Origin of the sequence: Pseudoroseomonas sp. WGS1072 (genome assembly GCF_049340465.1) — a bacterium.
Classification (GTDB): domain Bacteria; phylum Pseudomonadota; class Alphaproteobacteria; order Acetobacterales; family Acetobacteraceae; genus Pseudoroseomonas.
In genome coordinates, this window is sequence record NZ_JBMPSU010000001.1 from 2,539,672 (window position 1) to 2,564,354 (window position 24,683).

The following is a 24,683-nucleotide window of genomic DNA, read 5'->3' on the forward strand; positions in this document are numbered from 1 at the left end:
AAGGAGCTTACCATGAACACCATCGACATGCCGGACGGAACCGCGGTGCCGCGGCTCGGCCAGGGCACCTGGAAGCTGGGCGAACGCGGCGCCGACCGGGCGGCCGAGGCGCGGACGCTGCGGCTCGGGCTCGACCTCGGGCTGACGCTGATCGACACCGCCGAGATGTATGCCGATGGCGGGGCGGAGGAGGTGGTGGCGGAGGCGATCGCCGGGCGGCGACAGGAGGTGTTCCTGGTCAGCAAGGCCTATCCGCAGAACGCCTCCCGCCGGCGGCTGCCCCAGGCCTGCGAGCAGAGCCTGCGGCGGCTGCGGACCGATGCGCTCGATCTCTACCTGCTGCACTGGCGCGGCAGCGTGCCGCTGGCCGAGACGGTCGAGGCGATGGAGGCGCTGGTGGCGCAGGGCAAGATCCGCCGCTGGGGTGTCTCCAACCTCGATGTGGCCGACCTTGAGGAGCTGGGTCCCGGCCTCGCCAACTGCGCCACCGATCAGGTGCTGTACAATCTCGGCGCGCGGGGCGTGGAGTTCGATCTGTTGCCCTATGCCGCGCGGCTGAAGATGCCGGTCATGGCCTATTCGCCCGTCGGCCAGGGCGGCGCCCTGCTGCGGCATCCGGTGCTGGGTCGGGTGGCGGCTCGGCAGGGTCTGACCCCGGCCCAGGTGGCGCTGGCCTGGTCGCTCCGCGACGGCGGCGTCATCAGCATTCCGAAGGCCGCCGGGGAGGCGCATCTGCGGGAGAACACCGAGGTCTGGAAGGTGGTGCTGACGCCTGAGGACCTGGCGGAGCTGGACGGTGCCTTCCCACCGCCGAAGCGCAAGCAACCTTTGGAAATGCTGTAAGCTTCATGAAGATTTACCCGGAAAGGTAAGGAGGCGGGTGGAAAGGTGTCGTGGCTCGCCGTATGGTTGCGGCGATGCAGGAATCCCTTTCCGATCCTCTCCGGCCGGGCGAGCGTCATCTCTTCCGCATCTCGGTGCTGGGGGAGGGGCCGGAGACCCTCGACTATCTCGACGGCGACGACATCCTCCTGCATCTGAGCCTCCGTCCGGCGACCGCGCGGCTCGTTGTCAATGACCGGATCGACGGAGGCTGGGGCACCGAGACCGGGCTGACGCTGCCCGCCGGAGCGCTGAACGGGCTGGAGGTGGCGCTGACGATCGGCGCCACCGTAGAGGTCGAGGCGGCCGGCTGCCGGCTGCGGCACGGCCCGCTGCGCGGTGATCTTTGCGAGGCGCGGCGGTTGCGCGGCACGGCGGGCGTCAGCCGGCTCCGCCCGCCGCGGGTGGAGGGTGGCCCCTGGCTGCGCCTCGACGCCTGTCATGCGCCAGGCGGCATCCGGGGCCGGGTGGGCGGGTTCGGCGAGGTGTCCGCCACCCTGCATCTGCGGGTGGCGGAGGAGGAGGTGGCGCGGCTGGCCCTTCCCCCCGGACCTGGGCCCCGCCGCTTCGCCGTCCCGGCGCCGGAGGGGCTGGCCGGCGGCGCGGCGTTGCGCTTCCTCTGCCGTGGCGCGGAGGGGGACGAGGTGGCGCTGGGCGAGGCGCGCTTCGCCCGCCGGCTGCGCGGCGCATTGGAGCATTGCGGCCGGCGCGGCGTGCGGGGCTGGGCGGCGCCGCTCGACGCCGCGGGCGGGCCGCCCCTGTTGCTGGAGGTGCTGGTGGACGGCCGCCCGCTCGGCCAGGCCCGCGCCGACCGGCCCCGCCCCGATCTCGCCGCCGCCGACCCCGATCTCGCACGGCGGGGTTTCCTCTTCCACTTCCCGGAGCCGCTGGACATCCCTCCGGGTGAGGACCGCGCCGTGACGGTCCGCGTCGCGGGGACGGGGATCGAGCTGCGGAACTCGCCCTGGCGGCTGGGCCGGGCCAGCGCCTCGCCCCTCGAGCCGCTGCGGGAGGAAGGGTGACGCGCCACCGCCAGGAGCTGCGCATCCTGCCGCCGGCCGTCCTCGGCGAGCGCGGCATCGACCTGATGGCGGGGGAGGCCATCCTGCTGCACCTGAAGCCGCGCCCGTCCGCCGGCTGGCTGGTCGTCAACACGCCGGACGCGGCGGGGGGATGGGGCCCGGAGTTCCGTCTGCCCCTGCCGCCGGAAGCGGCGGCGGCGGCTCTCACGGTGGTGCTGGAGGGGGAGGGGGAGACGCTCGACATCCGCCTCGGCGAGGCCGCGCCGGCCCGCTTTCCGCGCCCGCTTCGCCTCGGCGGCGGCTCCGCCTGGCGGCTGCCGCCCGGGGTGCAGGAACGGCTTCCGGCCGAATCGCCCGGCGCGCCGGCGGCGCGGATCGACTTCGCCGACCGTCATCATCTCCGCTGCCGGCTGCAGGACCTGCCGCCGGGCGGCTCGCTCTCGTTGCGCGCCGACGGTCTGCCCTGCGCCGCCCTGCCCGCCGGCGACGTGCCCGCCGAGGGCGCCGCGACGCTGCGCTACGCCGCGGGCAGCCTGGTGCTGGAGGGCATGCGTCTCGAGCTGTTGCTGGAGGGGGAGGAGCCGCCGCGCTGCCTGGCGCGGGCTCGCGTCGCCTCACGCTACTGCGGCGCCATCGAGATGGCGGATGAGGCCGGCCTGTGCGGATGGGCGCTCAACCCCGCCCTGCCCGAGGAGCCCGTGGTGGTCGATGTCTATCTCGACGGCCGCTTCCAGGGCGCGGCCCGCGCCGACCGGCCGCGGCCCGACCTGGCGCGGCTGGGCCCGGGCTTCGGCCGGAGCGGCTTCCTGTTCCGCCTGCCGCGCCGCGTCTTCCCGCGCGAGGGCGTGCCGCTTCGCCTCGAGGCCCGTATCCAGGACACCCGCTTCGCGCTCCGTCATTCCCCCTGGTGGCTGTCCCGCCCGGTGCCGGTCACGGCGGCGGCGCTGGGCGGAGAGCCGGCGGAATGAGGATCTGCATCGCCACGCCCGACATCATCGGGCCGGTGCGCAACGGCGGCGTCGGCACCGCCTGCACCGCCCTGGCGCAGGCGCTGGCGGCGGCGGGCCATGCCGTGACGCTGTTCTACACCTCGACCTACTTCGAGCAGGGCGACCGCGAGCGATGGCGCGCGGATTACGCGCGGATGGGCATCCGGCTGCTCTATCTCGATCCCGCGCCGCGCCCGCCGCTGCACCGCGCGCCGACCGTGCAGGACGAGGACAACCTGGCCCGCGCCTATCACGTCTACGAGGCGCTGAAGCACAGCGACTACGACGTCATTCATTTCGTGGACTACATCGGGCTCGGCTACTTCACCGCCCTGGCGCGGGCCCAGGGCCTCTGCCTGCCGCGTACCCGGCTGGTGGTGACGGCGCATTCGCCGACGCTGTGGTCGCGCCTGTCCAACAACAGCGTGCTGGACGATATCTCCCCCCTGCTGCGCGACCGCATGGAGCGCGGGCTGATCGCGCTCTGCGACATGGTGATAAGCCCGAGCGCGTACATGCTGCGCTGGTTGCGCGACCAGGGCTTCGCCCTGCCCGAGCGCCAGCGCGTCCTGCCCAACCTGATGCCGCGCCGCCTGGGCGCGCCGGAGCCGGGCATCCTGGCGGAGCCGGTGGAAGCGGGCGCCGCGCCGCTGCGCGAGATCGTCTTCTTCGGCCGGCTCGAGCCCCGCAAGGGGCTGCTGGTCTTCTTCGACGCGCTGGACCGCCTGCGGGGCCGGCTGCCCGCCGGCACGAGCGTCACGCTGCTCGGCAAGCTGGGGCCGGACTATCCCCGTGCCGTGCTGGAGCGGCGGGCGGCGCGCTGGGGCCTGCCCTTCCAGATCCTGGACGGGCTCGACACCTTCGCGGCGCTGGACCATCTGCGGCAGCCGGGGCGGCTCGCGGTGCTGGCCGCGCTGTCCGACAATTCGCCCTACACGGTGCTGGAATGCCTGCACCACCGCATTCCCTTCATCGCCTCCGACGTCGGGGGCGTCGCCGAACTCCTGGCGCCGCAGAGCCAGGCCGAGGTGCTGTTCGATCCGGTGCCTGCGGCGCTGGCCGAGCGCCTCGTCGCCGTCCTCGGGGCGGCCCCCGGCGCCTTCGTCCCGGCCCTGCCGCGACCGGGGCTGGAGCAGGCCGAGCAGCGGATGCTGGCGCTGCACGAGGAATTGGCGGCGGAACTGGCGGCGGAGGCGGCGCGCCCGCCACCGCCGCCGCCGCGCCAGCCCCTGGTCAGCGTCGTGATCCTTCACCATGAGCGCCCGGCCGAGCTGGAACAGGCGCTGGTGGCCCTGGCGCGGCAAAGCCACCCGCGGCTCGAACTGCTGGTGGTGGACAATGGCAGCCGCGACCCGGTCGCGCTGGCCTGCCTCGTGGCCCTGGAAGCCGAGGGGCGCGCGCGGGTGCTGCGCCTGCCGGAGAACCTCTATGAGCCGGAGGCCCGCAATATCGGCGCCCGGGCGGCGCGGGGCGAGTACCTGCTGTTCATGGATGACGACAACCTGCCGAAGCCGCGGGAGGTCGAACTGTTCTGCCGCGCCGCCCAGGCCGGCGGCGCCGACGTGCTGACCTGCTTCGCCGATCACTTCCAGGGAGCGGCGCCACCGGAGGAGGACAGTGGCGCTGCGAAGCGCTTCCTGGCGCTCGGCGATGCGGGGCCCGTGGGGCTGATCTTCAACGCCTATGGCGATCTCAACTGCTTCGTCCGGCGCGACCGTTTCCTGGCGATCGGCGGCTTCGTGCAGGACCGGCGATTCAACCATGCGGAGGACTGGCGGTTCTTCGCGCATGCCTGGGCGCAGGGCCTGCGCATCCAGGTCGTGCCGGAGGCGCTGTTCTGGTACCGCGCGCCGCCGCCGGGGCAGGAGGGATGGCGTCGGCGCGACCGGCCCGGCGCGTTGATGCGGGCCGCCGAGGCCTATCTCGCCGTGGCGCCGGCGAGCCTTCGTCCCTTCCTGCATCTCGCCCAGGGCTTGTTCTGGAAGGCGCTGAGCGAAGCCGCCGAGACGCGACGGCGGGGGGCGGAGCTGGAGCGGCTGCGCCAGGAGAACGCGACGCTGCGCGCAAAAGAGGAAAGGCTAAGCCTGGAAAACGAAAATCTTCGAAAAAATTATACGGCGCTCTCCGGCATCCTGCCTGCCCTGCTGCGGGATGGCGCCGGCGACGCGGAGGCGCGCGAGAGGATTTTGCGACACGTCCGCCTTATCGGCGACAAGTGCCGCGATTCCGATGCGGGCGGGACATCCTCGTGATACTGACGCGTCATCGCGGATAACTGTTCTTCCCGCTTCGATGGTGTTGTAGTAAAGAAGGAAGAAGATGCGCGTGATGGTCGAATGGCCTCCGCGAGAAATGCCGCACCGGTTCCAGACCGCTGCTGCCACAGCCCGCGATCCTCCAGGCAAGGAGGACGGTCATGGAGGCAATGTCATGACGTGGTTGTTGATGTCCACCGGGGCTTTTGTGGTTGCGTTTCACCAATGACGGGCGGCCTATGGCGCCGGTGGCACTTCTGAAAGGCGAGCTGAGGACACAATGAAGATAGCGATGATTGGGGCCGGCTATGTCGGTCTCGTCTCTGGCGCCTGTTTCGCCGAATTCGGCGTCGATGTCTGCATTGTGGACACGGAGGCCCGCAAGATCGAGGCCCTGCGGCAGGGCCGGATCCCGATCTACGAGCCCGGGCTCGATCGCCTGGTGGAGGAGAATGCCCGCGACGGCCGGCTGAGCTTCACCACCGATCTCAAGGAAGCCATGCACGGCGCCGATGCCGTCTTCCTCGCCGTCGGTACCCCGACGCGGCGCGGCGACGGCCATGCCGATCTGACCTACGTCTTCTCCGCCGCCGAGCAGGTGGCGCTGGCGGCCGAGGGGCCGCTGGTGCTGGTGACGAAGTCCACCGTGCCGGTCGGGACCGGGCGCCGGGTGAAGGAGATCGTGCGCGCGGCGCGCCCCGATCTCGAGATCGAGGTGGCGTCGAACCCTGAGTTCCTGCGTGAAGGCAATGCCATCGGTGACTTCATGCGGCCCGATCGCGTCGTGGTCGGTGTCGATTCCGAGCGGGCGCTGGCGGTGCTGAAGCGACTCTACCGCCCGTTGTACCTGATCGAGACGCCGGTCGTCGCCACCTCGATCGAGACGGCCGAGTTGATCAAGTACGCGGCCAATGCCTTCCTCGCCGTGAAGATCACCTTCATCAACCAGATGGCCGATCTTTGCGAGAAGGCCGGCGCCAATGTGCACGACGTAGCGCGCGGCATGGGGCTCGATGGCCGGATCGGCCGCAAGTTCCTGCATGCCGGCCCCGGCTACGGTGGTTCCTGCTTCCCGAAGGACACCCTGGCCCTGGCGCGGACCGCGCAGGAGCTTGGCGCGCCGGTCACGATCGTGGAGCAGACCATCGCCGCCAACGATGCGCGCAAGGAGCAGATGGCGCAGCGGGTCATCGCGGCCTGCGGCGGCTCGGTGAAGGGCAAGACGATCGGCGTGCTGGGCGTCACCTTCAAGCCCGAGACCGACGACATGCGCGACGCGCCCTCGCTGGTGATTCTTCCGGCGCTGCTCGATGCCGGGGCGACCGTGAAGGTCTATGACCCGCAGCCCGCGCATGCGCGGGAGATGCTGCCGGCCGCGCTCCAGTTCACCGAAACGGCGATGGACGCCTTGCAGGGGGCGGATGCGCTGGTCGTCATCACCGAGTGGAACGAGTTCCGGGCTCTCTCCCCCGAGAAGCTCAGGAAGGCGATGGCGGGAGATGTCATCTGCGATCTTCGGAATGTCTGGGAACCGGCCGCCATGCGCGAGGCTGGGTTCAACTATTCCTCGATCGGCCGGCCCTGACGTTCCTGTATCGTCCAGGAGACGGAAAAGGGCGCCATGCGGCGCCCTTTTTCATGCGTGCGGCCCAGGGATCATGCGAACCATAAGTTGCGCGTTGCACAAAAGATATCTTGCTGTGGTGGTATGGGCGCCGGTATTAGTTACTCGAAGGTGAGACCGCCTAGGCCTTTCCGGCTCGCCGCTCCGGCGGATGCTCTACGGCGGACCTGTCTGCCATCAGGGGAAGACCAGGCTGGACATGATGCTCCACTCGACAGGCGAGACCGCCGACCTGGCCGCCGACGACTTCCTTCCCGCCGGGCGCTGGGATTTCGTCATCACCCCCGATGCGGCGCGCCGGCAGGCCCGTATCGACCTCCTGCACGGCGACGACATCCTGCTGCACATCAAGGTGCTGCCGGAGCGCGAGCGCATGGTGCTGAACGACCGCATCGGCGGCAAGTGGGGCAGCGAGATCCATATTCCGGCCCCTCCCTCGGTCACGGCCGCGGACATGCACGTGCGTCTCACGAGACATTTCGGGGTGCTGAAGGTCGGCTTTGCCGAGGGGGACAGTGCCGACTACGCACGCCATGCGGATCTGATCGCGCAGGCATTGCTGAAGTATTCCCATGGAATCCGCCGCGTGACCGGATTGGGCGGATTGAATGCCGGCCTGATCAAGGGGACCATCCGGCGCGCGGACGTCATGCACATCGCCGGTACACTGCAGTTTCCTGATCTCCGCTGGACCGAGCCGGCGCGCCTGCAAGGTGGGAGGCTGGTGCTGCTTGTGGACGGACGGCCCAGCGGCTTCGCGGCGCTTCCCGTGCCGGCCTCGGAGGACTTCATGCCTGCCGTGGACTTCACGATAGTGGCCGATGATGGAGCGCTCATCGGCGATGGGATGATTGCCGAGGTCGCGGTCGAGCTGGGCGGAGCGAAAGCTGTTGTGGGATCCTCGCGGATCATGTCCCGCTTCGCCGGCGGCGTGGAGCGTTGCAACGAGAGCATGGTCAGCGGCTTCGTCTGCAACCCCGATCTTCCGGGCCGCCCCGCACTGGTCGATGTCTTCATCAACGATGTCTTCCAGGCGACGGTTCCGGCACTGGAGCCGCGGCCGGATCTCGAAGTGCTCGGCCTCTCCCCGGACTGCGGGGGCTTCCGCTTCCGCTACGCCAATCCGATCCATCTGCCGGTGAGCGCCGATGCGCTGGTCTCCGTCCGTGTCCACAACACGGATGTCGAGCTGGCCCATAGTCCCTGGAGGGTCAGCCAGGCGGTGTGCATGACACGCAACCTGGCCGGACCCTGTCCCGAAATGGCCCACGAGCAAGGGGCGGTATGAGAGAATGAAGATCTGCGTTGCCTCGCCGGACATCGTCGGTCCGATCAAGAACGGTGGCGTCGGTACCGCCTGCACGGCGCTGGCCCAGGGGCTGGCGGCGGCCGGTCACGAGGTCACGCTCTTCTACACCTCGACCTACTTCGAGATGCACGATCTCGAATACTGGCAGCGGATGTACCGGCGCTCGAATGTCGAGCTGATCGGCTTCCGCCCGGCCTCGAACCCGCCCCTGCACCGCTCGACCACCGTCTATGACGAGGACAATCTCGCGCGCAGCTACCGCGTCTATGAGCAGCTCCGCGACACCGATTTCGACCTGATCCACTTCGTCGACTATATCGGCCTGGGCTACTACACGGCTCTGGCGAAGTCGCAGGGACTCTGTCTGCACAACACCCGCATCGCCGTCACCACCCATTCGCCCACGCTGTGGTCGCGCCTGACCAACTCCGCACCGGTGGATGACATCTCGTACATGGTGCGGGACCGCATGGAGCGGCGCCTGATCGAGCTGTCCGACATGGTCATCAGCCCCAGCCACTACATGCTGCGCTGGCTGCGGGAGAATGGCTTCAAGCTTCCCTCCCGGCAGATCATGCTGCCTAATCTCATGCCCAGCCGCATGCAGGGGGCGCCGCCGGACGTGCCGGCCGCGCACAAGGGGCCTGTGAAGGAGCTGGTGTTCTTCGGCCGCATCGAGCCGCGCAAGGGCCTGCTGATTTTCTGCGACGCCATCGACCGTATCAACAGGCTGCTGCCGGAGGATGTGAAGATCACCTTCCTGGGCAAGCTTGGGAAGGAATATCCGCAGGACGTGCTTGATGCCCGCACGGCCCGGTGGAAGCGCGAGGTCCAGGTCGTCTCGGGGCTGGATACCTTCCAGGCCGTGGATTACCTGCATGGCGAGGGGCGCATCGCGGTTCTCGCCGCGCTGCATGACAATTCGCCCTATACGGTGATGGAGTGCATCTATCACAGCATCCCCTTCATCTCGACGGATGTCGGCGGCGTCGCCGAGCTGATCGCTCCGGAAAGCCGCGACGCGGTCCTCTATCCACCGACGCCGGCCGGCATGGCCGAGCATATCCTGCGGACCATGGCGGCGGAGGACTTCGGTCCCGCCCGTTCCAATGTGGATTTCCCGGCCAATCTGGAGGCCATTCTCCGGCTGCATCGCGAGCTGGAGGCCGAAGTGGCCCTGGAGCGCGCCAGGCCGCGGCGCCAGGCACGGCGCCCCCTCGTCACGGTCAATATCCTGCACTTCGAGCGGCCGGGCGGTCTGGCCCAGGCGCTGGAGGCGCTGGAGCGGCAGAGCTACGACAATCTCGAGATCCTCGTCGTCGACAATGGCAGCCGGTCCGAGGAGGCCGTGGCCTATCTCGACGCGTTGGAGGCACAGGGCCGCGACGACCTGCGTGTCCTCCGCATGGGGGAGAACGTCTATGAGCCCGCGGCCCGCAACGCCGGCGCCTATGCCGCGCGCGGCGAGTACGTCCTGTTCATGGACGACGACAACGTGCCCAAGCCGAACGAGGTCGAGGTGTTCTGCACGGCGGCCGAGAATGGCGGCGCCGATATCCTGACCTGCTTCAATGACCACTTCGTCACGGACGCTCCGCCGGAGAAGGACGAGGATGCGGTCAAGCGCTACATCGTCATGGGCGATTTCGGGCCGCTCGGCCTGATCTACAACAGCTATGGCGATCTCAACTGCTTCGCGCGGCGCGACCGTTTCCTGGAGATCGGCGGCTTCATTGTCGATGGCTGCTTCAACCACGCGGAGGACTGGCGCTTCTTCGCCAAGGCCTGGGCCAAGGGGCTGAAGGTCGACGTGGTGCCGGAAGCCCTGCTCTGGTACCGCACGACGCTGGCAAGCTGGGGCACCGGATGGCGCAAGCGCGACCGGGCCGGCGCGATGATGCGGGCGGCGAATGCCTATCTCGAGTCCGCCCCGGCCGAGGTGAAACCCTTCGTCCTGTTGTCGCAGGGACTGTTCTGGAAGGCCTCCTCCGCCGATTCCGCGCGGCGCAACCTGAGCCGGGAGGCCGGCGCATTGCGCCGGCAGGTCGAGAAGCTCGAAGAGGAGAAGAAGGTGCTGGAGTTCGAGAAGCAGTTGCTCATGCAGGCCTATCGCTCCGTCTCCCACTTCGCGCTCAGCACGCTGGAGGGGCAGGCCGATCACCTGCCGGAAGTTCAGCGTGGCGTGGTCCATCTTCGGAACATCATGCGGAAGTATCAGTAGGGAGCCCGGGGCGGGCCGCCATCGGCTCCAGCCGGCGTCATTGGGGGATCGAAGGTCATATGAGCGGCATCCAGTTTGATGGAGCGGACATCAGGATCTCGGCCAATGAACACATTGTCCGGGGGGCAAGGAAGGGCGTGCCCTTCGTTACCTTCTCCTCCCGCTCCCGGCAGCCTATCAGCCCCATCTTTGGCGGCGACTTCTTCGCGCGGCGTGGCATTCCCGCCCTGCATGTCCAGTCCAAGTGGAACCATTGGTGGCACACCCCCGAGATGGCCGAGCTTGCCGAGGTCATCGCCCGCCTTCGCCTCGGGCCTTCTGTGCTCTATGGCTCGTCCATGGGCGGCTATGGCGCCCTGATGTTCGGGCGCCGGCTTGAAGCCGCCGCGATCGTCGCGCTGTCTCCGCAAGCCTACATCCTGGCCCCGCTCGGCACCTTCGACACGCGCTGGGATGAGTACAGGCCGTTCTTCTCCGCGCAGTTCGACGAGGAGATCGCGCTCCGGGAGCAGGCCGGCCTTCCGGCCTGGATCTTCGTGGATCGGCAGCATGCGCTTGACCGTCCGCATCTCGAGATCCTGGACCGCGTTCGGGGTCAGGTGGGAGCAAACGCCTGGCATCTCATCGACGTTCCTTACGGATATCATCCGGTCAGCCCGGCCCTTCAGAAGGCGGGCATCCTTGGTACCCTCCTGGATGATCTGTACGCGGCCAGGCTGCCGGACACCGATGCCCTGGTGCGCCGCAGTCAGCTGGCCTACCGCAAGGATCCGAAGTCGCTTTTCAACTACCTCCGCGGTGTCGGGGAGGACGCGCTTGAGCACCATCGCGCCATGGCCCATGCGAGCTTCGAAAGCGGACCCGCCGACGACCACGAGTTTCTCTTCATGAGCGCCGAGGTCTTTCTGAAGCTCGGTGAACCCGAGCTTGCCATGACCATCAGCGAACGGTCGGTGGCGGCGGCCGAGGCGCCGGCCTGGCTGGCGACGAAGCATGCCGGCATCGTGGCCTCGGTTCGGGGGGCCGATGTCGCGTTGCGCTTCCTGCGCGGATTGCCTCATTTGAACGGCCATCCGGATGTCCTCAGGGTGATGGAACGACTGGAGCGCCGAGGCGCCTCGAGACCTTTGCTGAATGCCGTGGGCGCCGGGCCTTAGGCGCTACCTTGATGAGGATCCGTATCCCGGCCTCCATCGGAGGGTTGTTCCTTTCCCTGCTTCTCTGGGTCGCCTGCCCATCGCAGGTGCTGGGGCGCGACGGGGTGGTGATCGGGGTCAATCAGGTCAATCTCGCCTGGCTGCCCGCTCCGCAGCGTCAGGATGCCATTGCATCCATGGCCGATGCCGGGGTTGGCGCTGTTCGGCTGACCTTGAACCCTCCCTTTCCAGCGAGTCTCGATGCGGTCGAGCAGGCCGTCCGGCGCGGCCTTCAGGTCGTGCTGGCGGTGTCATTGAACGTCGACGCCTACTATTCGCCTGGAATATCGCCCCGAGCGGGCGGGCGGGTGGAAAGCGCCTATCCCCTGTCGGCGATCAGGCCGGAACGCTTCCAGCAGGTGTTTCAGGACCTCTGGTCCGAGCTGGAGCGCCGCCAGATTCGTCTGCTGGCCATGGAGGTCGGCAACGAGATCAACTGGGCCTTCAACGGGGACGTGGCGGCACAGGCGGGGCGGCCCGGCCAGGTCCACACCGACCTGTCACGGATGCCCGGCGGCGGCGCCTATCAACGCGGGCTGGATCGCTACATGGACCTGCTCCGCATCGTGCATGAGCAGCGTTCGCGGAGCGCCGTCAATCGGGACATGCTGATACTGGCCGCTGGAATGGCGCGCATTCGCCCCGACTTCGCCGCGGCGATGAAGGCGGACGTCGTGGATGCCGGCACCACGCTGTCGCTCCTGGCGGAGAAGGGCTTGTCACGCTACGCTGATGCCGCCGCCATCCATTATTATCCCGCGCCCGGCGCCACGCCGGTGGAGCGACGAGAGGCGTTGGACGCCGCGCTCAAGGAATGCGGTCTCGGCCGGACGGCGCGATCCTGCTGGATGACCGAATGGGGGATCAGCAACGCGGCACGGGCCTGCCCTCTCAACGACGACGCGCGAGCGGACTTGGTGCGTGAGACTCGCCGCAATCTCGCGGAGCATGCCCGCCGCGGTTCCCTCGAGGCCGCCTTCTACTTCGAGTGGGACGGCAGGACCGCCCGCAGCATCTGGCGCTGCGGCGGCCTGACCGAGGCCGGCCGTCTCGCCATTGCCCCGTTGGGGGCACGTCCATGATCGTCTCCGACCACTCCTGCCCTTCACTGAAGCACCGGAACCCTGACGCCATGCGCAAGCGCAAGTCCCAATCCCGTTCAGGCGGCGGCCTGCGCCGGCAGGACGCCGCGCCGCCCACGCCGCCTTCCTTCGCCGAGTTGCAGCAGCGGGCGGCGGCGGAGATGGCGGCCGGGCGGCCCGACCAGGCCGAGGCGCTGCTGCGCGCCGCGCTGGATCAGGCGCCGGAGGATGCCGCCTGTATGCGCCGCCTGTCGCAATGCGCCGCCGCGCGCCGCGACTGGGCGGCGGCGCGGGACTGGGCGGCGCGCGCCGTGGCGCTGAACGCGCGCGATCCCTGGTCGCATCATCAGTGCGGCACGGTGGCCTTCCAGGCCGGCGATCTGGAGGCGGCGGAGACGGCGGCGCAGCGGATGCTGGAGATCGTGCCCGGGCATCCGGCGGCGCTGCGCCGGCGGATCGACATCGCCCTGCGGCGCGGCGCGCTGCCGGAGGCGATGGCGCAGGCGCGCGCGGCGGCGGCGTTGCATCCGGAGGAGCCTGGCGTGCTGCACCAGCTTGGCACGGTGCATCTGGCGCTGGGCGAGGTGGCCGAGGCCGAGGCGCTGGCGCGGCGCTGCCTCGAACTGCGCCCCGATTCGCTGCCCGCCCTGCGCCGCCTCAGCGATCTCGCCAACCGGCGGGGCGAGCGGGACCGGGCGCTGGCCCTGGCGCGCGAGGCGGTGGAGCGGCATCCGCTCGAGGCCGGCCCCTTGCATCACCTGGGCGCGCTGCACTTCCAGGCACGGGACTACGACGCCGCCGAGGCGGTGGCACGCCGCATCCTGGAGATCGTTCCGGGACAGGCCGGGGCTTTCCGGCGGCTTTCCGACATCGCCCTGCGGCGCGGTGACCACGCGGCGGCGCTGGACTGGGCGCAACGCGCCGCGGCGGCCATGCCCTCCGATCCCGGCGCGCGGTATCAGCTCGGGACCGTGCATCTGGCGGTCGCCGCGCTGGAGCCCGCCATGGTGGCGGCGCGCCAGACCCTGGATCTGGAACCGGGGCACACGCCCTCGCTTCGCCGCCTGGCGCAGATCTCCGCCCGGCTGGGGCAGATGGACACGGCCTTCGACTGGGCGGGCCGCGCCCTGGAGGCGGACGGACGCGATCTCTGGTCGCATCATCAGCTGGGCTCGCTGCACATGAGCGCCGGGGACCTCGACGCGGCCGAGGACGCCGCCCGGCGGATGCTGGAGCTGGAGCCCGAGAATCTGGCGGCGCTGCGACGGCTCTCCGACATCGCCCTGCGGCGCAAGGAGCATGCCGAGGCGCTGGACTGGGCGCTGCGCGGCGTGGCCGGCCACCCCAATGAGCCGGGCGCGCGGTTGCAGGTCAGCACGGTGCGCCTGGCGATGGGCGATCTCGCGCTGGCGGAAGCCCTGGCGCGCGAGGCGCTGGACCTGACCCCCGGCCATGCCGCGGCGTGGCGCCGGCTGAGCGAGATCGCGACGCGGCGGGGCGATGCGGCGGCGGCGCTGGAGCGGGCGCGGGACGCGGTGGCCGCCGACCCGGCCGACGCCTGGTCGATGTCCCTGCTGGGCCAGTTGCACTTCCAGGCCGGCGACCTGGACGCGGCCGAGGCCTGCGCCCGGGCGGTGCTGAGGCTCGCACCCGGGCATGCCACGGCGCTGCGGCGGCTCGCCGACATCGCCCTGCGGCGCGAGGATGTCCCCCTGGCGATCCAGTGGGCGGAGCAGGCGGTGGTGGCGGCCCCGGCCGATGGCTGGGCCAATCGCCAGCTGATCGACCTGCTTCTGCGGCAGGACGACCTCGCCGGCGCGGAAGCGGCGCTGCGGAAGGCCGAGGCCACCGTGCCCAATCCGGGGCCGCTGCGGCGGGCGGCCGAGGAGATCGGCCGCCGGAAGGAGCTGGCGCATGCGTGAGGAGGCGGGGACGAAGGATGCCGGCGCGGCGCTGGCGGTCCGGTTCGGCTCGGCCGACCGTTTCCAAGTGAGCGGCGAGATCGCCGCCCCGGCCTTGCCCGGCGCCCGGTCGCTGGTGCTGCTGGCCGGGGAGACGGTGGTCGGCCGCCTGGCCGCGCCCGTCACGCCCGGGGGGGAGGCGTCCGTGCCGTTCCGCATCCCGGTGGAGGAGGCCGCGGCGGTGGAAGAGGGGGGCTCCCTGGCCCTGGCGCTCGAAGGCGAGGGGGGGCGCCGTGTGCTGGGGACGGCGCCGGTTCGCAGCCGCGTGGCCGGCGCCCTGGATCGCTGCAACGAGGCGCTGGTGCGGGGCTGGGCCGCCAATCTGAACTGCCCCGATCAGCCGCTGGAGGTCGAGATCCTGCTCAATGGCCAGTCGCAGGGCTTCGTCGTGGCGAACCGGCGCCGCTCTGATCTGGAGCGGATGGACAAGGCGCTGGCCGCCACCGCCTTCCTCTTCAAGTTCGCCCGCCCGCTGGACCTGCCGCGGGGGGAGACGGCGGTGATCACCGCGCGCATCCGCGGCACCGGCATCGAACTCGGCAACAGCCCGTGGTGGATCGCCCGCGCCTACGAGTCCCTGCCGCTTCTCGCCGGGTAACGTTCCGCCCGGTCCAGGCCACTCCCGGTCCAGGCCACTCCCGGTCCGGCCCGTCCCGGTCCAGGCCGCCTTCCGGGGCCCGTCGCCGGTACGGGCCCCGCCGCGGGCTCAGGCCGGCTGCAACTCCGGCGCCGGCTGGCCGACCTCCGCATCGCCCAGCGCCCGCGCCAGGCCGGCCTCCGCCTCGGCCCAGCCGGTGCGGATGTCGTCGGCGATCAGCGTCAGCACCTCGGGCGACAGGGCGGCGCGCAGATGCGGCTCCTTCCATTCCTGCGGCCGGCCCCGCTTGGCCAGGGCATAGGCCAGGCCACGGGCGATTCGCAGCACCATGCCGCGCTCGGCCTGGAGCTGCGCGGCCTCCGCCACCCTCTCGGCGTCCATTCCCTCGGGGGCGGTGGCCAGCAGCATCCGGGCCATCTCGCCCACCGCGCCATAGGTCAGGTTGACATGCAGCTGGTGGGTCTCGGGGTAGTAGCAGGCGGCGCGGTGCAGCAGGTCGCGGTCGGCGAGCTCGGCCGGATCGCGCAGCAGGAAGATGGCCGGCGCATTCTCGAGGGGGACGGGCTTCGGCTCGGCCGGCGGTCGCGGCTCGCCCTGCCGTGGCGGCGGCGGCTCCTTCGGCAGGGGCGGCGACTGGCGTGGGCGGCGGCGCGCGACGCCCATCTGCTCCAGCATCTGGCGCAGCTCCTCCTGCACCTCCGCGGCATAGGCGGCGGCGGGGGAGGCGTCGGCCAGCAGCTTGGCCAGCCAGCCCGGCTGGTGCCGCGTCACCAGGCCCGCGAAGTCGAGCAGCTTCACCTGCGCCTGGGTCTCGGTGCGGTAGCGGAGGAACTCGCGATAGGCCTCCGGCTGCACCGGATAGTCGGACGGCAGCTCCACCAGGATGGTGACATGCCGGGCCACGAAGGGGATGCCGAAGCTTGGCGCCTCGCGGCGCCAGGCCTGGCCGGACAGCACGCCGTACATCTCGTCCTGATGCACCAGCGCCGCCAGGCTGCTGGCGCTCTCCGGCCCGCCGCCCTGGCTCGCATTGGCATCCGCCAGGGTCGGGTGGGCCGGATCGTAGGCGTAGTGGATCGTGATGCCCTCGGGCGTGTGCACCGCCTCGTAGCGCGCCAGCCGGGCGAGGCGCGTGGCCAGGCTGGTCAGCCGGTGCGGCGCCTTCAGGCCGGCGATGCCGGGTTGCAGCAGGATCTCGACGCCCTCGGGGAAGCGGAAGAACCGCTGGCCGATCGCATCGACCAGCCAGCGCGGGCCGACCCGCGGCCGCCCGTTATAGGGATCGCTCACCGTGTCCTGCGCGGCGGCGTTGCCGAGCAGCACGACCTCCGTCCAGTCCTCCCCGGTCCGGCGCCCCTCGGCGCGGGCGGCCTCGCCGGCGTCGATGACCTCCGCGGGGCGGCCGTCCCCGCCCGGGCGCAGCAGGCGCCCATAGACCCCGTTGAACTTGCCGATCACCACCTCGCCGACCTCGCCCTGGCGGGCGGAGCGGTAGCGCAGGCCCCGCTGGTTGGAGGGCAGCGAGGCCACCTTGGCGCCCATGCCGAAATTGCGGTCGAGCCCGGTTTCCTTGCGGATCGAGGAGGCGATGTCGCACATCCGGAACAGCTCCTCGCCGCTCAGGCCGGTGCCGCTGTTCCAGATCGCCAGCTTGCGGGTGCCCTCGACGGGCAGGGCGGAGAACTCCACCCGGCGCCGTCCCTCCGGCGCGGTGGCGGCCGCCTCCAGCGCGTTCTGCAGCAACTCCCGGATCATCATGCTGCGTGGGCAGCGCTCGATCATCGAGGCAACAAGAAAGTCCTCGTTGTCGACGCGGAGCTTGGTCACGCTGCTGATCATGCACTGCATCCTCTGTGCTGCGCTGCGGAGAGACATGAATAGCGCAAGAAAGGCTTCAAATGAAACGATGGAAGTATTTGGTCTTTCTCTCTTTTTTGGACGGATGGCGATGTATCATCCGGTGAGGCGCATGGCATGGCCTGCTACGCCCGCGGCGCCACGGCCCTGAACGGTCTGTGACCGGCCGGCGGGCGCAATGTCCCGCCTCCGGCCATTTGCCGCCTTTCGGCGGCTGCCCGCCCTGCCTATCCTGCCGTCGTGACACAGCTTTCCGCCCTGCCGTGACCACGGCGCTCGCCCTGCTGCTGCTCTGCCTCCTGCTGCTGTCCCTGGCTGGCCTGGCTGCGACGCGGCATCCCTGGCTGCCGCAACTCGTCCGGTATGGCTGCGCCGCCGTCTCCGCCGGCTTCGCGGGGCTGGGGCTGGCAGGGCTGGCGCTGGAGGGCGGGGCGCCGCTGCTGCTGCCGGTCGGGCCGCCCTGGGCGCCGCTCAGCCTGGAACTGGACGGGCTTTCGGCCTTCTTCCTGGTGCCGCTCGGCCTGGTGGGGCTGGCGGCCATGCTCTACGCCGCCGCGCGCGAGACCGCCGCGATGCCGCGCCGCCTGGTGCCCTATCCGCTGTTCCTGGCCGGCATGGCGCTGACCGTCCTGGCCGCCGATGGCATCACCCTGCTGCTCGGCTTCGAGGCGATGTCGCTGGCCTCCTGGGCCCTGCTGGCCGCCGGCCATGTGGAGGAGGAGCGGCGCGAGGCCGCCCGGCTCTATCTGGGCTTCGCGCTGTTCGGCGCCGCCTGCCTGATCCCCGCCATCGGGCTGATGACCGGCCTCGCCGGGGATTTCTCCTTCGCCGCCCTGCGGGCCGCGCCGCCCGAGGGCTGGCGCGCCGGGGCGGTGCTGCTGCTGGTGGTGGCGGGGGCGGGGGCCAAGGCCGGGCTGGTGCCGCTGCATCCCTGGCTGCCGCCGGCCCATGCGGCCGCGCCCGCCGCCGGCTCAGCGCTGCTCTCGGCGGCGATGACCAAGGTCGCGCTCTATGTCCTGGCCCGGCTGCTGCTGGACCTGGGCGGCCCGGCCCAGCCGCTCTGGTGGGGCCTGCCGCTGATGGTCCTGGGCGCGGCCAGCGCCGTGCTGGGCGGACTGCGCGCCACGCAGGAGACCGACGCCAAGCGCCTGCTGGCCTGCTCGACCATCGAGCATGTCGGCCTGGTGGCGCTCGGCCTCGGCCTCGCCGCGGCGCTGCGGGCGGCGGATCTCGGGCCGCTGGCGGCACTGGCGGCCGGCGCCGCGCTGCTCCACCTGCTGGCCCATGCGGTCTTCAAGGCGCTGCTGTTCCTGGCGGCCGGGGAGATGCTGCACGGCGCCGGGGCGCGGCGGCTGGACGGCATGGGCGGGCTGATCCATGCCATGCCGCTGGTCGGCTGGTGCGCGCTGGCCGGCGCGGCCGCCGCCGCGGCCCTGCCCCCGCTGGCCGGATTCGCCGGGGAGTGGCTGCTGTTCCAGGCCCTTCTGGCCGCGTGGCGGGTGGGGGCGCTGGGCTTCCAGATCCTTGTCATGGCGGCGCTGGCGGCGGCGGCGCTGGGCACGGCGCTGGGCGCGGCCGCCATGCTGCGCTTCTGGGGGCTGGCCTTCCTGGGCCGGCCGCGCACCCCGCGCACGCTGGGCGCGCAGGAGGCGGCGCCGCTGCCGCGCGGCGTGCTGGCCGGGCTGGCCGGGCTCGCCGCGCTGCTGGGCCTGCTGCCCGGTCCGCTGCTGGGTCTCGCGGCGCCCGCCCTGCAGCGGATCACCGGCCATGCCGGCCTGCCCGAGTTCACCCTGCTCTCGGTCAGTGCCTCGGCGCCGGCCGCCGATTACGCGCCGCTGGCGGTGCTGCTGCTGCTGGCCCTGGCCGGGCTCGGCCTCGCCGCGCTGCTGCGCCGCCTCTCGCCCTGGCCCTCGCGGCGGGCGCCGCCCTGGGATGGCGGGTTCATGGCGCCGCCGGCGCATCTGCCCTTCGGTGATCCCGCCACCCAGCCGAGTGCCGCCGGCTTCGCCCAGCCGCTGCACCGCATGTTGGGCACCCCGCTGCTCGCGGCGCAGGAGCATCTGCGCGCGGCCGCCCCGGGCGACCCGGTGCCGGCCCGGTTCGAGAGCCGCTTCGAGGACCCCGCCGGCCGCTGGCTCCTGGCGCCCCTGGCGCGCGGCCGGGACAGGGTGGCGGCGGTGCTGGAGCGGCTGCGCGACCTCGGCCTCCGGCAGTTCATCGGCCTGGCCCTCGGCACCCTGGTCGCCCTGCTGGCGCTGCTCGCCCTTTGGCCTTCCTTGGCGGGCGCGGCATGATCGCCCTCTCCGGCCTGCTGTCGCAGATCCTGCACCTGGTGCTGATGCTGGCGCTGGCGCCGCTGGTGGTGGGCGGCGTCCGCTGGCTGAAGGCGCGGCTGACCGGGCATCGCGGCGCCTCGCCCCTACAGCCCTGGCGCGACCTCGCCCGCCTGCTCCGCAAGCAGCCGGTGCTGGCGGAGAATGCCTCGCCGGTCTCCAGTGCCGCGCCCTATCTCGCCCTGGCGGCGACGCTGGTGGCGGCGGCCCTGGTGCCGGGCTTCGCGCATGGCATGGCGCTGGCGCCGCTCTCCGACCTGATCCTGATCGCCGGCCTGCTGGCGCTGGCCCGCTGCGCCCTGGTGCTGCAGGGGATGGATGCCGGCACCGCCTTCGGCGGCCTGGGCGCGGCGCGGGCGGCCAGCTTCGCGGCCCTGGCCGAGCCGGCGCTGATGGTGGCGCTGATCAGCCTCGCCCTGCTGGCCGGCAGCACCAGCCCGGAGGTGATCGGCGGCGTGCTGCAGGAGGGCGGGCAGGGGCTGCGTGTCTCGCTCGGCCTCGCCGCCGCGGCGCTGATGGCGGTGGCCCTGGCCGAGAATGCCCGGCTGCCGGTGGACAATCCCGCCACGCATCTGGAACTGACCATGGTGCACGAGGCCATGCTGCTGGAATCCTCGGGCCGCCACCTGGCGCTGTGGGAGATGCAGGGGGCGCTGCAGCTGACCCTCTGGCTCGCCCTTCTGGCGACGATCTTCCTGCCCTTCGGCACGGCGCCGGCCGGGGCCGGGCCGCTGGCCTGGCTGCTCGGCCTGGCGGCCTGGGGCGCGAAGCTGGCGCTGCTGGGCGGCGCGCTGGCGGCCTTCGAATGCGCCATCGCCAAGATGCGGGTCTTCCGCGTGCCGGAGTTCCTCGGCGCCGCGCTGCTGCTGGCCATGCTGGCGGCGGTCTACCTCTTCCTTTCCACCGGCCTGGCCTGAGGCGCGGCGCATGGTCTTCGGCCAGCTTTCCTATGACATGGCGCATCTGCTCGGCGGCGGCGTGCTGCTGCTCTCCTTCCTGCTGCTCTACCAGCGGCGCATCGCCGCCGTGATCACCGCCTTCGCCGCCCAGGGAGCGGTGCTGGCGCTCGCCGTCGCCTGGCAGGCGTATGCCCAGGGCGCGCCGGCCCTCTATCTCACCGCCCTGCTGGCCGGCGCCGCCAAGGCCGTGCTGATCCCGCTGGCGCTGCGCCGCATGGTGGCGCGGCTCGGCCTGCGGCGGGAGGTGGACGTGCCTCTCGGCATCGGCGGCAGTCTGATCGCCGGGCTCGCCCTGGTGGCGCTGGCGGTGACGGTGGTGCCGCCGGGGGCGGGGCCCGTCGCGGCGGCGGCGCGGGAGGATCTGGCGCTGGCGCTCTCCGTGGTGCTGCTCGGCCTGCTGATGATGGTGACGCGGCGCAACGCCATCAGCGTGGTCATCGGCCTGCTCAGCCTGGAGAACGGGCTGGTGCTGGCGGCGGCCGGGGTGCGCGGCATGCCGCTGGTGGTGGAGCTCTCCTCCGCGGCGCTGGTGCTGGTGCTGGCGGCCGTGGCCGGCTTCTTCGTGCTGCGCCTGCGCGACGACCTGCCGGACGGGCATCCGCCCCTCGATCTCTCCCTGCTGCACCGCTTCCGGGGGGAGCGCGAATGATCGCGGCCTCCTCCGTCTCGCTCTGGGCGGCGCATCTCTGGCTGGTGGCGCTGCTGCCGATGGCGGGCGCGGCGCTGCTGGCGCTGCTGCCGGCCCAGCGGCTGGCGGCGCGGTTGAACCTGGCCCTGGCGGCGGCGCAGTTCGGCCTGATCCTGGCGCTGGCGGCGCGCGGGCGCGGCCCCGAGGCGGCGCTGCTGCATCTCGACGCGCTGAACCTGCCCCTGCTGCTGCTGGCCGGCGTAATCGGCGTGACCACGGCGCTCTACTCCGCCGCCACGATCCGCGGCGAGGGCTTCGGCCCGCGCGCCGGGCGCGCCTACCACGCCGCCTTCCAGGTCTTCCTCGGCGCCAATGCCCTGGCGCTGCTGGCCGAGGATCTGGGCGTGATGTGGGTGGCGGTCGAGGCGGCGACCGTCGCCACGGTGCTGATGGTGGCGCTGCACCGCACGCCGGCCTCGATCGAGGCGGCGTGGAAGTTCCTGGTCCTCTGCGGCACCGGCATCGCCCTGGCGCTGTTCGGCACCATCGCCCTGGCGCTGGCGGCGCAGCCGCTGGGCGAGGGGGGCGCCACGGCGCTGTCCTTCGGCGTGCTGCGGCAGATGGCCCCGGAGGCGGACCCGCGCCTGCTCAGCCTCGCCTTCGTCTTCCTGCTGGTCGGCTATGGCACCAAGGCGGGGCTGGCACCGCTGCATTCCTGGCTTCCCGATGCCCATGCCGAGGGCCCGATGGCGATTTCCGCCGTGCTGTCCGGCCTGCTGCTGAACACCGCGCTGCACGCCATCCTGCGCGCCCGGGCGGTGGTTTCCGGCAATCCCGAGGTGCTGCCGCCGGGGGCGCTGATGCTGGCCATGGGCCTGGCCTCGGTGCTGCTGGCCGCCTTCGCGCTGTGGCGGCGGCGCGACGCGCGCCGGCTCTTCGCCTGGAGCAGCATCGAGCACATGGGGCTGGCCAGCATGGCCTTCGGCCTGGGCGGCCCGGCGGCGCTGGCCGGCATGCTGCACCTGCTGGGCCATTCGCTGGTCAAGAGCGCGGTCTTCTTCGGCCTCGGCCGCGCCATCCAGATCAAGGGCAGCCAGCGCATCGCCGCGATCGGCGGGCTGGCGGAATCGCATCCCCTGCTCGGCTGGTCGCTGGCGCTCGCCATCCTGGCGGCCGCCGGGCTGCCGCCCTTCGTCCTCTTCGCCAGCGAGGTGCTGCTGATGCAGCAGATGGTGACGCGGCTGCCCTGGCTGGCCCTGCCGCTGGGCCTCGGTCTGCTGCTGGCGGCGCTGGCGCTGCTGAAGGTGCTGCAGGCGCTCTGCTTCGGGCCGGGCCGCGCCGGCGTGCCGCCGCCGGACCAGCGCCACTGGCTCGGCCATCCGGCGGCGGAATGGGCGACGCTGCTGCCGCTGCACCTGCATCTGCTGCTGGCGCTGCTGCTCGGCCTCGCCCTCCCGGCGGCGGGGCTGGCGCTGCTGACCGAGGCGGCGGGGATCGCGGGATGACGGGGCCGGCCTCCGACCTGATCCGCGCCGGGCAGCGGCTCACCCCCTGGCGCTGGTGGCTCGACCCGGCGAGCTGGGCGGCCCTGCCGGCGGCGCTGCGGCAGGAGCCGGCGCTGGAACTTCTCGCTCTCTGGGCCGAGGCGCGCACCGTGCACGCCGCCTTCCGCCTGGGCCCCGAGCTGCTGCTGGCCAGCGTGGCGGCCGCCGATGGCGCCTATCCCGCCCTCTCCCCCGCGCGCCCCGGCGCCATCCTGTTCGAACGCGCCATCGCCGATCTCTGGGGCCTCAGGGCCGAGGGGGCGGTGGATGCCCGGCCCTGGCTCGACCACGGCGCCTGGGCCGCCGCGCGCCCGCTCGCCGTCCAGGGGCAGGGCGGGGGGGCGGCCGCCGCGCCGCTCCCCGCCCTTCCCGTGGGTGGCGAGCGGCCGCAGCCGGTCTTCCTGCCGGCCGAGGGGGAGGGGGTGCACCAGGTGCCGGTCGGGCCGGTGCACGCCGGGGTCATCGAATCCGGCCATTTCCGCTTCCATGTCCAGGGCGAGGCGGTGGTGCGGCTGGAAGCACGGCTCGGCTACAAGCATCGGGGCCTGATCGGCCTGATGCTGGGCAGGACGCCGCGCGCCGCCGCCCGCTACGCCGCGCGCATCTCGGGCGATTCCACCGTGGCGCTGGCCTGGGCCTTCGCCGCCGCCGCCGAGGCCGCCACCAGCCTGGTGCCGCCGCCGCGCGCCCTGCTGCTGCGCGGCGTGATGGCGGAGCTGGAGCGTATCGCCAACCACCTGAACGACTGGGCCGCGCTTTGCGGCGATGCCGCCTTCCTCTGGCCCCAGGCGCGCCTCGGCGCGCTGCGCGAGGGGGTGCTGCGCGCCTGCGACGCCGCCTTCGGCCACCGGCTGATGATGGACCGCCTGGTGCCCGGCGGCGTCTCCATCGACATCGCGCCGAGCGGACCGGACCGGCTGCTGGCGGCGCTCGCCGTGGTGGGCGCGGAGCTGCCGGCGCTGCGCCGGATCTGCGAGGAGCATGCCAGCCTGCAGGACCGGCTGGCGGGCACCGGCGTGGCGCGGCCGGAGCTTGTCGCCGCCTATGCCGCCGGCGGCTTCGTCGGCCGCGCCTCGGGACGGGACTTCGACGTCCGGCGGGATCTGCCCTATGCGCCCTATGCCGGCCTCGAGATCGCCGTGGCCGGCGCCGCGGCGGGGGATGTGGAGGCGCGGCTGGCGGTGCGGATCGAGGAGCTGGCGCGGAGCCTGGAGCTGGTGGGCACCCTGCTGGCGCGGCTCGAGCCGGGCGAGACCCTGCTGCCGCTGCCCGGGAAGGGCGGGGAGGGGATCGGGCTGGTGGAGGGCTTCCGCGGCGAGGTCTTCTGCTGGATGGCGCTGGACGAGGCCGGGCTGATCCGTGGCCTCTTCCCGCGTGACCCGTCCTGGCTGCACTGGCCGCTGCTGGAGGCGGCGATGGAGGGCAATATCCTGGCCGACTTCCCGCTGTGCAACAAATCCTTCAACGCCTCCTATAGCGGGGTGGACCTGTGACACGGAGGCGCGGCTGATGGCGATGCTCTGGCCCCGCATGCTGCGCGGCCTGCGCCGGCCGCTGACCGATCCGGCACCGGCCGCGCCGGAGGCCACCGTCGCCGCCCTGTCCGAGCGGCTGGAGCAGGCGGCGCGGCGCCGGCTGGGCCGCAGCCTGGCGATCCGGCATGTCGATTCGGGTTCCTGCAACGGCTGCGAGCTGGAGCTGAACGCGCTCCATGGCGCCGTCTACGACCTCGAGCGCTTCGGGCTCCGCTTCGTCGCCTCGCCACGCCACGCCGACGTGCTGCTGGCGACCGGCCCGGCCAGCCGCAACATGGTCGAGGCGCTGCTGCGCACCCATGCCGCCATGCCGGAGCCGAAATGGGTGGTGGCGGTGGGCGATTGCGCCCTGGGCGGCGGGCTTTTCGCCGGCAGCTACGCGGTGGCGGACGGGGTGGACGCGGTGCTGCCGGTCGATCTGGTCATCCCCGGCTGCCCGCCGAGTCCGACCCTGCTGCTGGAAGGCCTGCTGGCCCTGCTCGGCGCACAGCGGGAGCCGCCGCCCGCCGCCCCGCCGCCAAGGGCCGAGCCCAGGCTGGAGGAGGGACCGGAGGAAGGGCCGGAGCCCCCTGATGAGGCCGGCGCCCCCGGCCCCCGCATGGAGCGGGACGCCTGAACGGCCGCCAAGGCGGGCATTCAGGCGGGCGCATGAAAAGGGGCCGGCCGGATCGCTCCAGCCGGCCCGAAT

The 24,683-nt window shown here is 72.0% G+C and carries 18 protein-coding genes; 17 read left to right on the forward strand and 1 reads right to left on the reverse strand.

Features of this window, described 5'->3' with window-relative positions:
- Positions 1–12: 12 nt before the first annotated feature.
- The 11 genes from ACF3NH_RS12030 to ACF3NH_RS12080 all read left to right on the forward strand — a co-directional run bounded on the left by ACF3NH_RS12030 (position 13) and on the right by ACF3NH_RS12080 (position 15,139).
- On the forward strand, positions 13–843 hold the full coding sequence (locus ACF3NH_RS12030; protein ID WP_422923063.1) for an aldo/keto reductase: 831 nt from the start codon (positions 13–15) through the stop codon (positions 841–843).
- 50 nt (positions 844–893) lie between these two features.
- Positions 894–1,904 (forward strand): hypothetical protein, encoded by a 1,011-nt coding sequence (locus tag ACF3NH_RS12035; protein ID WP_422923065.1) that lies wholly within the window; start codon positions 894–896, stop codon positions 1,902–1,904.
- A complete protein-coding gene (locus tag ACF3NH_RS12040; protein WP_422923067.1) occupies positions 1,901–2,872 on the forward strand; it encodes a hypothetical protein in 972 nt (323 codons plus the stop codon). The genes ACF3NH_RS12035 and ACF3NH_RS12040 overlap by 4 nt, the downstream gene beginning before the upstream one ends.
- A complete protein-coding gene (locus ACF3NH_RS12045) occupies positions 2,869–5,145 on the forward strand; it encodes a glycosyltransferase (protein ID WP_422923069.1) in 2,277 nt (758 codons plus the stop codon). Before ACF3NH_RS12040 ends, ACF3NH_RS12045 begins: the two co-directional genes overlap by 4 nt.
- Before the next feature lie 283 nt (positions 5,146–5,428).
- Positions 5,429–6,733 (forward strand): UDP-glucose dehydrogenase family protein, encoded by a 1,305-nt coding sequence (locus ACF3NH_RS12050; RefSeq protein WP_422923071.1) that lies wholly within the window; start codon positions 5,429–5,431, stop codon positions 6,731–6,733.
- A gap of 238 nt (positions 6,734–6,971) precedes the next feature.
- On the forward strand, positions 6,972–8,060 hold the full coding sequence (locus tag ACF3NH_RS12055; RefSeq protein ID WP_422923073.1) for a hypothetical protein: 1,089 nt from the start codon (positions 6,972–6,974) through the stop codon (positions 8,058–8,060).
- 4 nt (positions 8,061–8,064) lie between these two features.
- Positions 8,065–10,302, forward strand: a complete 2,238-nt coding sequence (locus tag ACF3NH_RS12060) for a glycosyltransferase (protein ID WP_422923075.1) — start codon at positions 8,065–8,067, stop codon at positions 10,300–10,302.
- A 59-nt stretch (positions 10,303–10,361) separates the two neighbouring features.
- Complete coding sequence (locus ACF3NH_RS12065; protein WP_422923077.1) at positions 10,362–11,459, forward strand: alpha/beta hydrolase family protein; 1,098 nt, start codon at positions 10,362–10,364, stop codon at positions 11,457–11,459.
- An 11-nt stretch (positions 11,460–11,470) separates the two neighbouring features.
- Positions 11,471–12,580, forward strand: a complete 1,110-nt coding sequence (locus ACF3NH_RS12070) for a hypothetical protein (RefSeq protein WP_422923079.1) — start codon at positions 11,471–11,473, stop codon at positions 12,578–12,580.
- 50 nt (positions 12,581–12,630) lie between these two features.
- Entirely contained in the window at positions 12,631–14,502 is a 1,872-nt protein-coding gene (locus ACF3NH_RS12075; protein WP_422923081.1) for a tetratricopeptide repeat protein, read from the forward strand.
- Positions 14,495–15,139 carry a hypothetical protein gene (locus ACF3NH_RS12080; protein ID WP_422923083.1) on the forward strand — a complete coding sequence of 215 codons (645 nt, stop codon included), beginning with the start codon at positions 14,495–14,497 and terminating at the stop codon, positions 15,137–15,139. The genes ACF3NH_RS12075 and ACF3NH_RS12080 overlap by 8 nt, the downstream gene beginning before the upstream one ends.
- 108 nt (positions 15,140–15,247) lie before the next feature.
- Here ACF3NH_RS12080 and ACF3NH_RS12085 read toward each other — a convergent pair whose 3' ends face one another.
- On the reverse strand, positions 15,248–16,978 hold the full coding sequence (locus ACF3NH_RS12085) for an ATP-binding protein (protein WP_422923085.1): 1,731 nt from the start codon (positions 16,976–16,978) through the stop codon (positions 15,248–15,250).
- Between the two features lie 281 nt (positions 16,979–17,259).
- Here ACF3NH_RS12085 and ACF3NH_RS12090 point away from each other — a divergent pair, with 281 nt between their 5' ends.
- The 6 genes from ACF3NH_RS12090 to ACF3NH_RS12115 are packed head-to-tail and all read left to right on the forward strand — an operon-like array spanning position 17,260 to position 24,611.
- Positions 17,260–19,290, forward strand: a complete 2,031-nt coding sequence (locus ACF3NH_RS12090) for a proton-conducting transporter transmembrane domain-containing protein (protein WP_422923087.1) — start codon at positions 17,260–17,262, stop codon at positions 19,288–19,290.
- Positions 19,287–20,246: a respiratory chain complex I subunit 1 family protein gene (locus ACF3NH_RS12095; protein ID WP_422923089.1), complete on the forward strand. Its 960-nt coding sequence runs from the start codon at positions 19,287–19,289 to the stop codon at positions 20,244–20,246. The genes ACF3NH_RS12090 and ACF3NH_RS12095 overlap by 4 nt, the downstream gene beginning before the upstream one ends.
- A 10-nt stretch (positions 20,247–20,256) precedes the next feature.
- A complete protein-coding gene (locus tag ACF3NH_RS12100) occupies positions 20,257–20,937 on the forward strand; it encodes a hydrogenase-4 component E (RefSeq protein ID WP_422923091.1) in 681 nt (226 codons plus the stop codon).
- Complete coding sequence (locus ACF3NH_RS12105) at positions 20,934–22,421, forward strand: proton-conducting transporter transmembrane domain-containing protein (protein ID WP_422923093.1); 1,488 nt, start codon at positions 20,934–20,936, stop codon at positions 22,419–22,421. The genes ACF3NH_RS12100 and ACF3NH_RS12105 overlap by 4 nt, the downstream gene beginning before the upstream one ends.
- Positions 22,418–23,953: a hydrogenase large subunit gene (locus ACF3NH_RS12110; protein WP_198366497.1), complete on the forward strand. Its 1,536-nt coding sequence runs from the start codon at positions 22,418–22,420 to the stop codon at positions 23,951–23,953. Before ACF3NH_RS12105 ends, ACF3NH_RS12110 begins: the two co-directional genes overlap by 4 nt.
- A 16-nt stretch (positions 23,954–23,969) precedes the next feature.
- Positions 23,970–24,611 carry an NADH-quinone oxidoreductase subunit B family protein gene (locus tag ACF3NH_RS12115; protein WP_422923095.1) on the forward strand — a complete coding sequence of 214 codons (642 nt, stop codon included), beginning with the start codon at positions 23,970–23,972 and terminating at the stop codon, positions 24,609–24,611.
- Positions 24,612–24,683: the final 72 nt, after the last annotated feature.

Excerpts from the sequence above, each read along its gene's own strand:
- ACF3NH_RS12045 (WP_422923069.1), top strand. The coding sequence starts at position 2,869 with ATGAGGATCTGCATCGCCACGCCCGACATCATCGGGCCGGTGCGCAAC.
- ACF3NH_RS12100 (WP_422923091.1), top strand. The coding sequence starts at position 20,257 with ATGGTCTTCGGCCAGCTTTCCTATGACATGGCGCATCTGCTCGGCGGC.
- ACF3NH_RS12065 (WP_422923077.1), top strand. The coding sequence starts at position 10,362 with ATGAGCGGCATCCAGTTTGATGGAGCGGACATCAGGATCTCGGCCAAT.
- ACF3NH_RS12115 (WP_422923095.1), top strand. The coding sequence starts at position 23,970 with ATGGCGATGCTCTGGCCCCGCATGCTGCGCGGCCTGCGCCGGCCGCTG.
- ACF3NH_RS12050 (WP_422923071.1), top strand. The coding sequence starts at position 5,429 with ATGAAGATAGCGATGATTGGGGCCGGCTATGTCGGTCTCGTCTCTGGC.
- ACF3NH_RS12080 (WP_422923083.1), top strand. The coding sequence starts at position 14,495 with ATGCGTGAGGAGGCGGGGACGAAGGATGCCGGCGCGGCGCTGGCGGTC.
- ACF3NH_RS12060 (WP_422923075.1), top strand. The coding sequence starts at position 8,065 with ATGAAGATCTGCGTTGCCTCGCCGGACATCGTCGGTCCGATCAAGAAC.
- ACF3NH_RS12075 (WP_422923081.1), top strand. The coding sequence starts at position 12,631 with ATGCGCAAGCGCAAGTCCCAATCCCGTTCAGGCGGCGGCCTGCGCCGG.
- ACF3NH_RS12085 (WP_422923085.1), bottom strand. The coding sequence starts at position 16,978 with ATGATCAGCAGCGTGACCAAGCTCCGCGTCGACAACGAGGACTTTCTT.
- ACF3NH_RS12030 (WP_422923063.1), top strand. The coding sequence starts at position 13 with ATGAACACCATCGACATGCCGGACGGAACCGCGGTGCCGCGGCTCGGC.
- ACF3NH_RS12095 (WP_422923089.1), top strand. The coding sequence starts at position 19,287 with ATGATCGCCCTCTCCGGCCTGCTGTCGCAGATCCTGCACCTGGTGCTG.
- ACF3NH_RS12110 (WP_198366497.1), top strand. The coding sequence starts at position 22,418 with ATGACGGGGCCGGCCTCCGACCTGATCCGCGCCGGGCAGCGGCTCACC.
- ACF3NH_RS12105 (WP_422923093.1), top strand. The coding sequence starts at position 20,934 with ATGATCGCGGCCTCCTCCGTCTCGCTCTGGGCGGCGCATCTCTGGCTG.
- ACF3NH_RS12055 (WP_422923073.1), top strand. The coding sequence starts at position 6,972 with ATGATGCTCCACTCGACAGGCGAGACCGCCGACCTGGCCGCCGACGAC.
- ACF3NH_RS12070 (WP_422923079.1), top strand. The coding sequence starts at position 11,471 with ATGAGGATCCGTATCCCGGCCTCCATCGGAGGGTTGTTCCTTTCCCTG.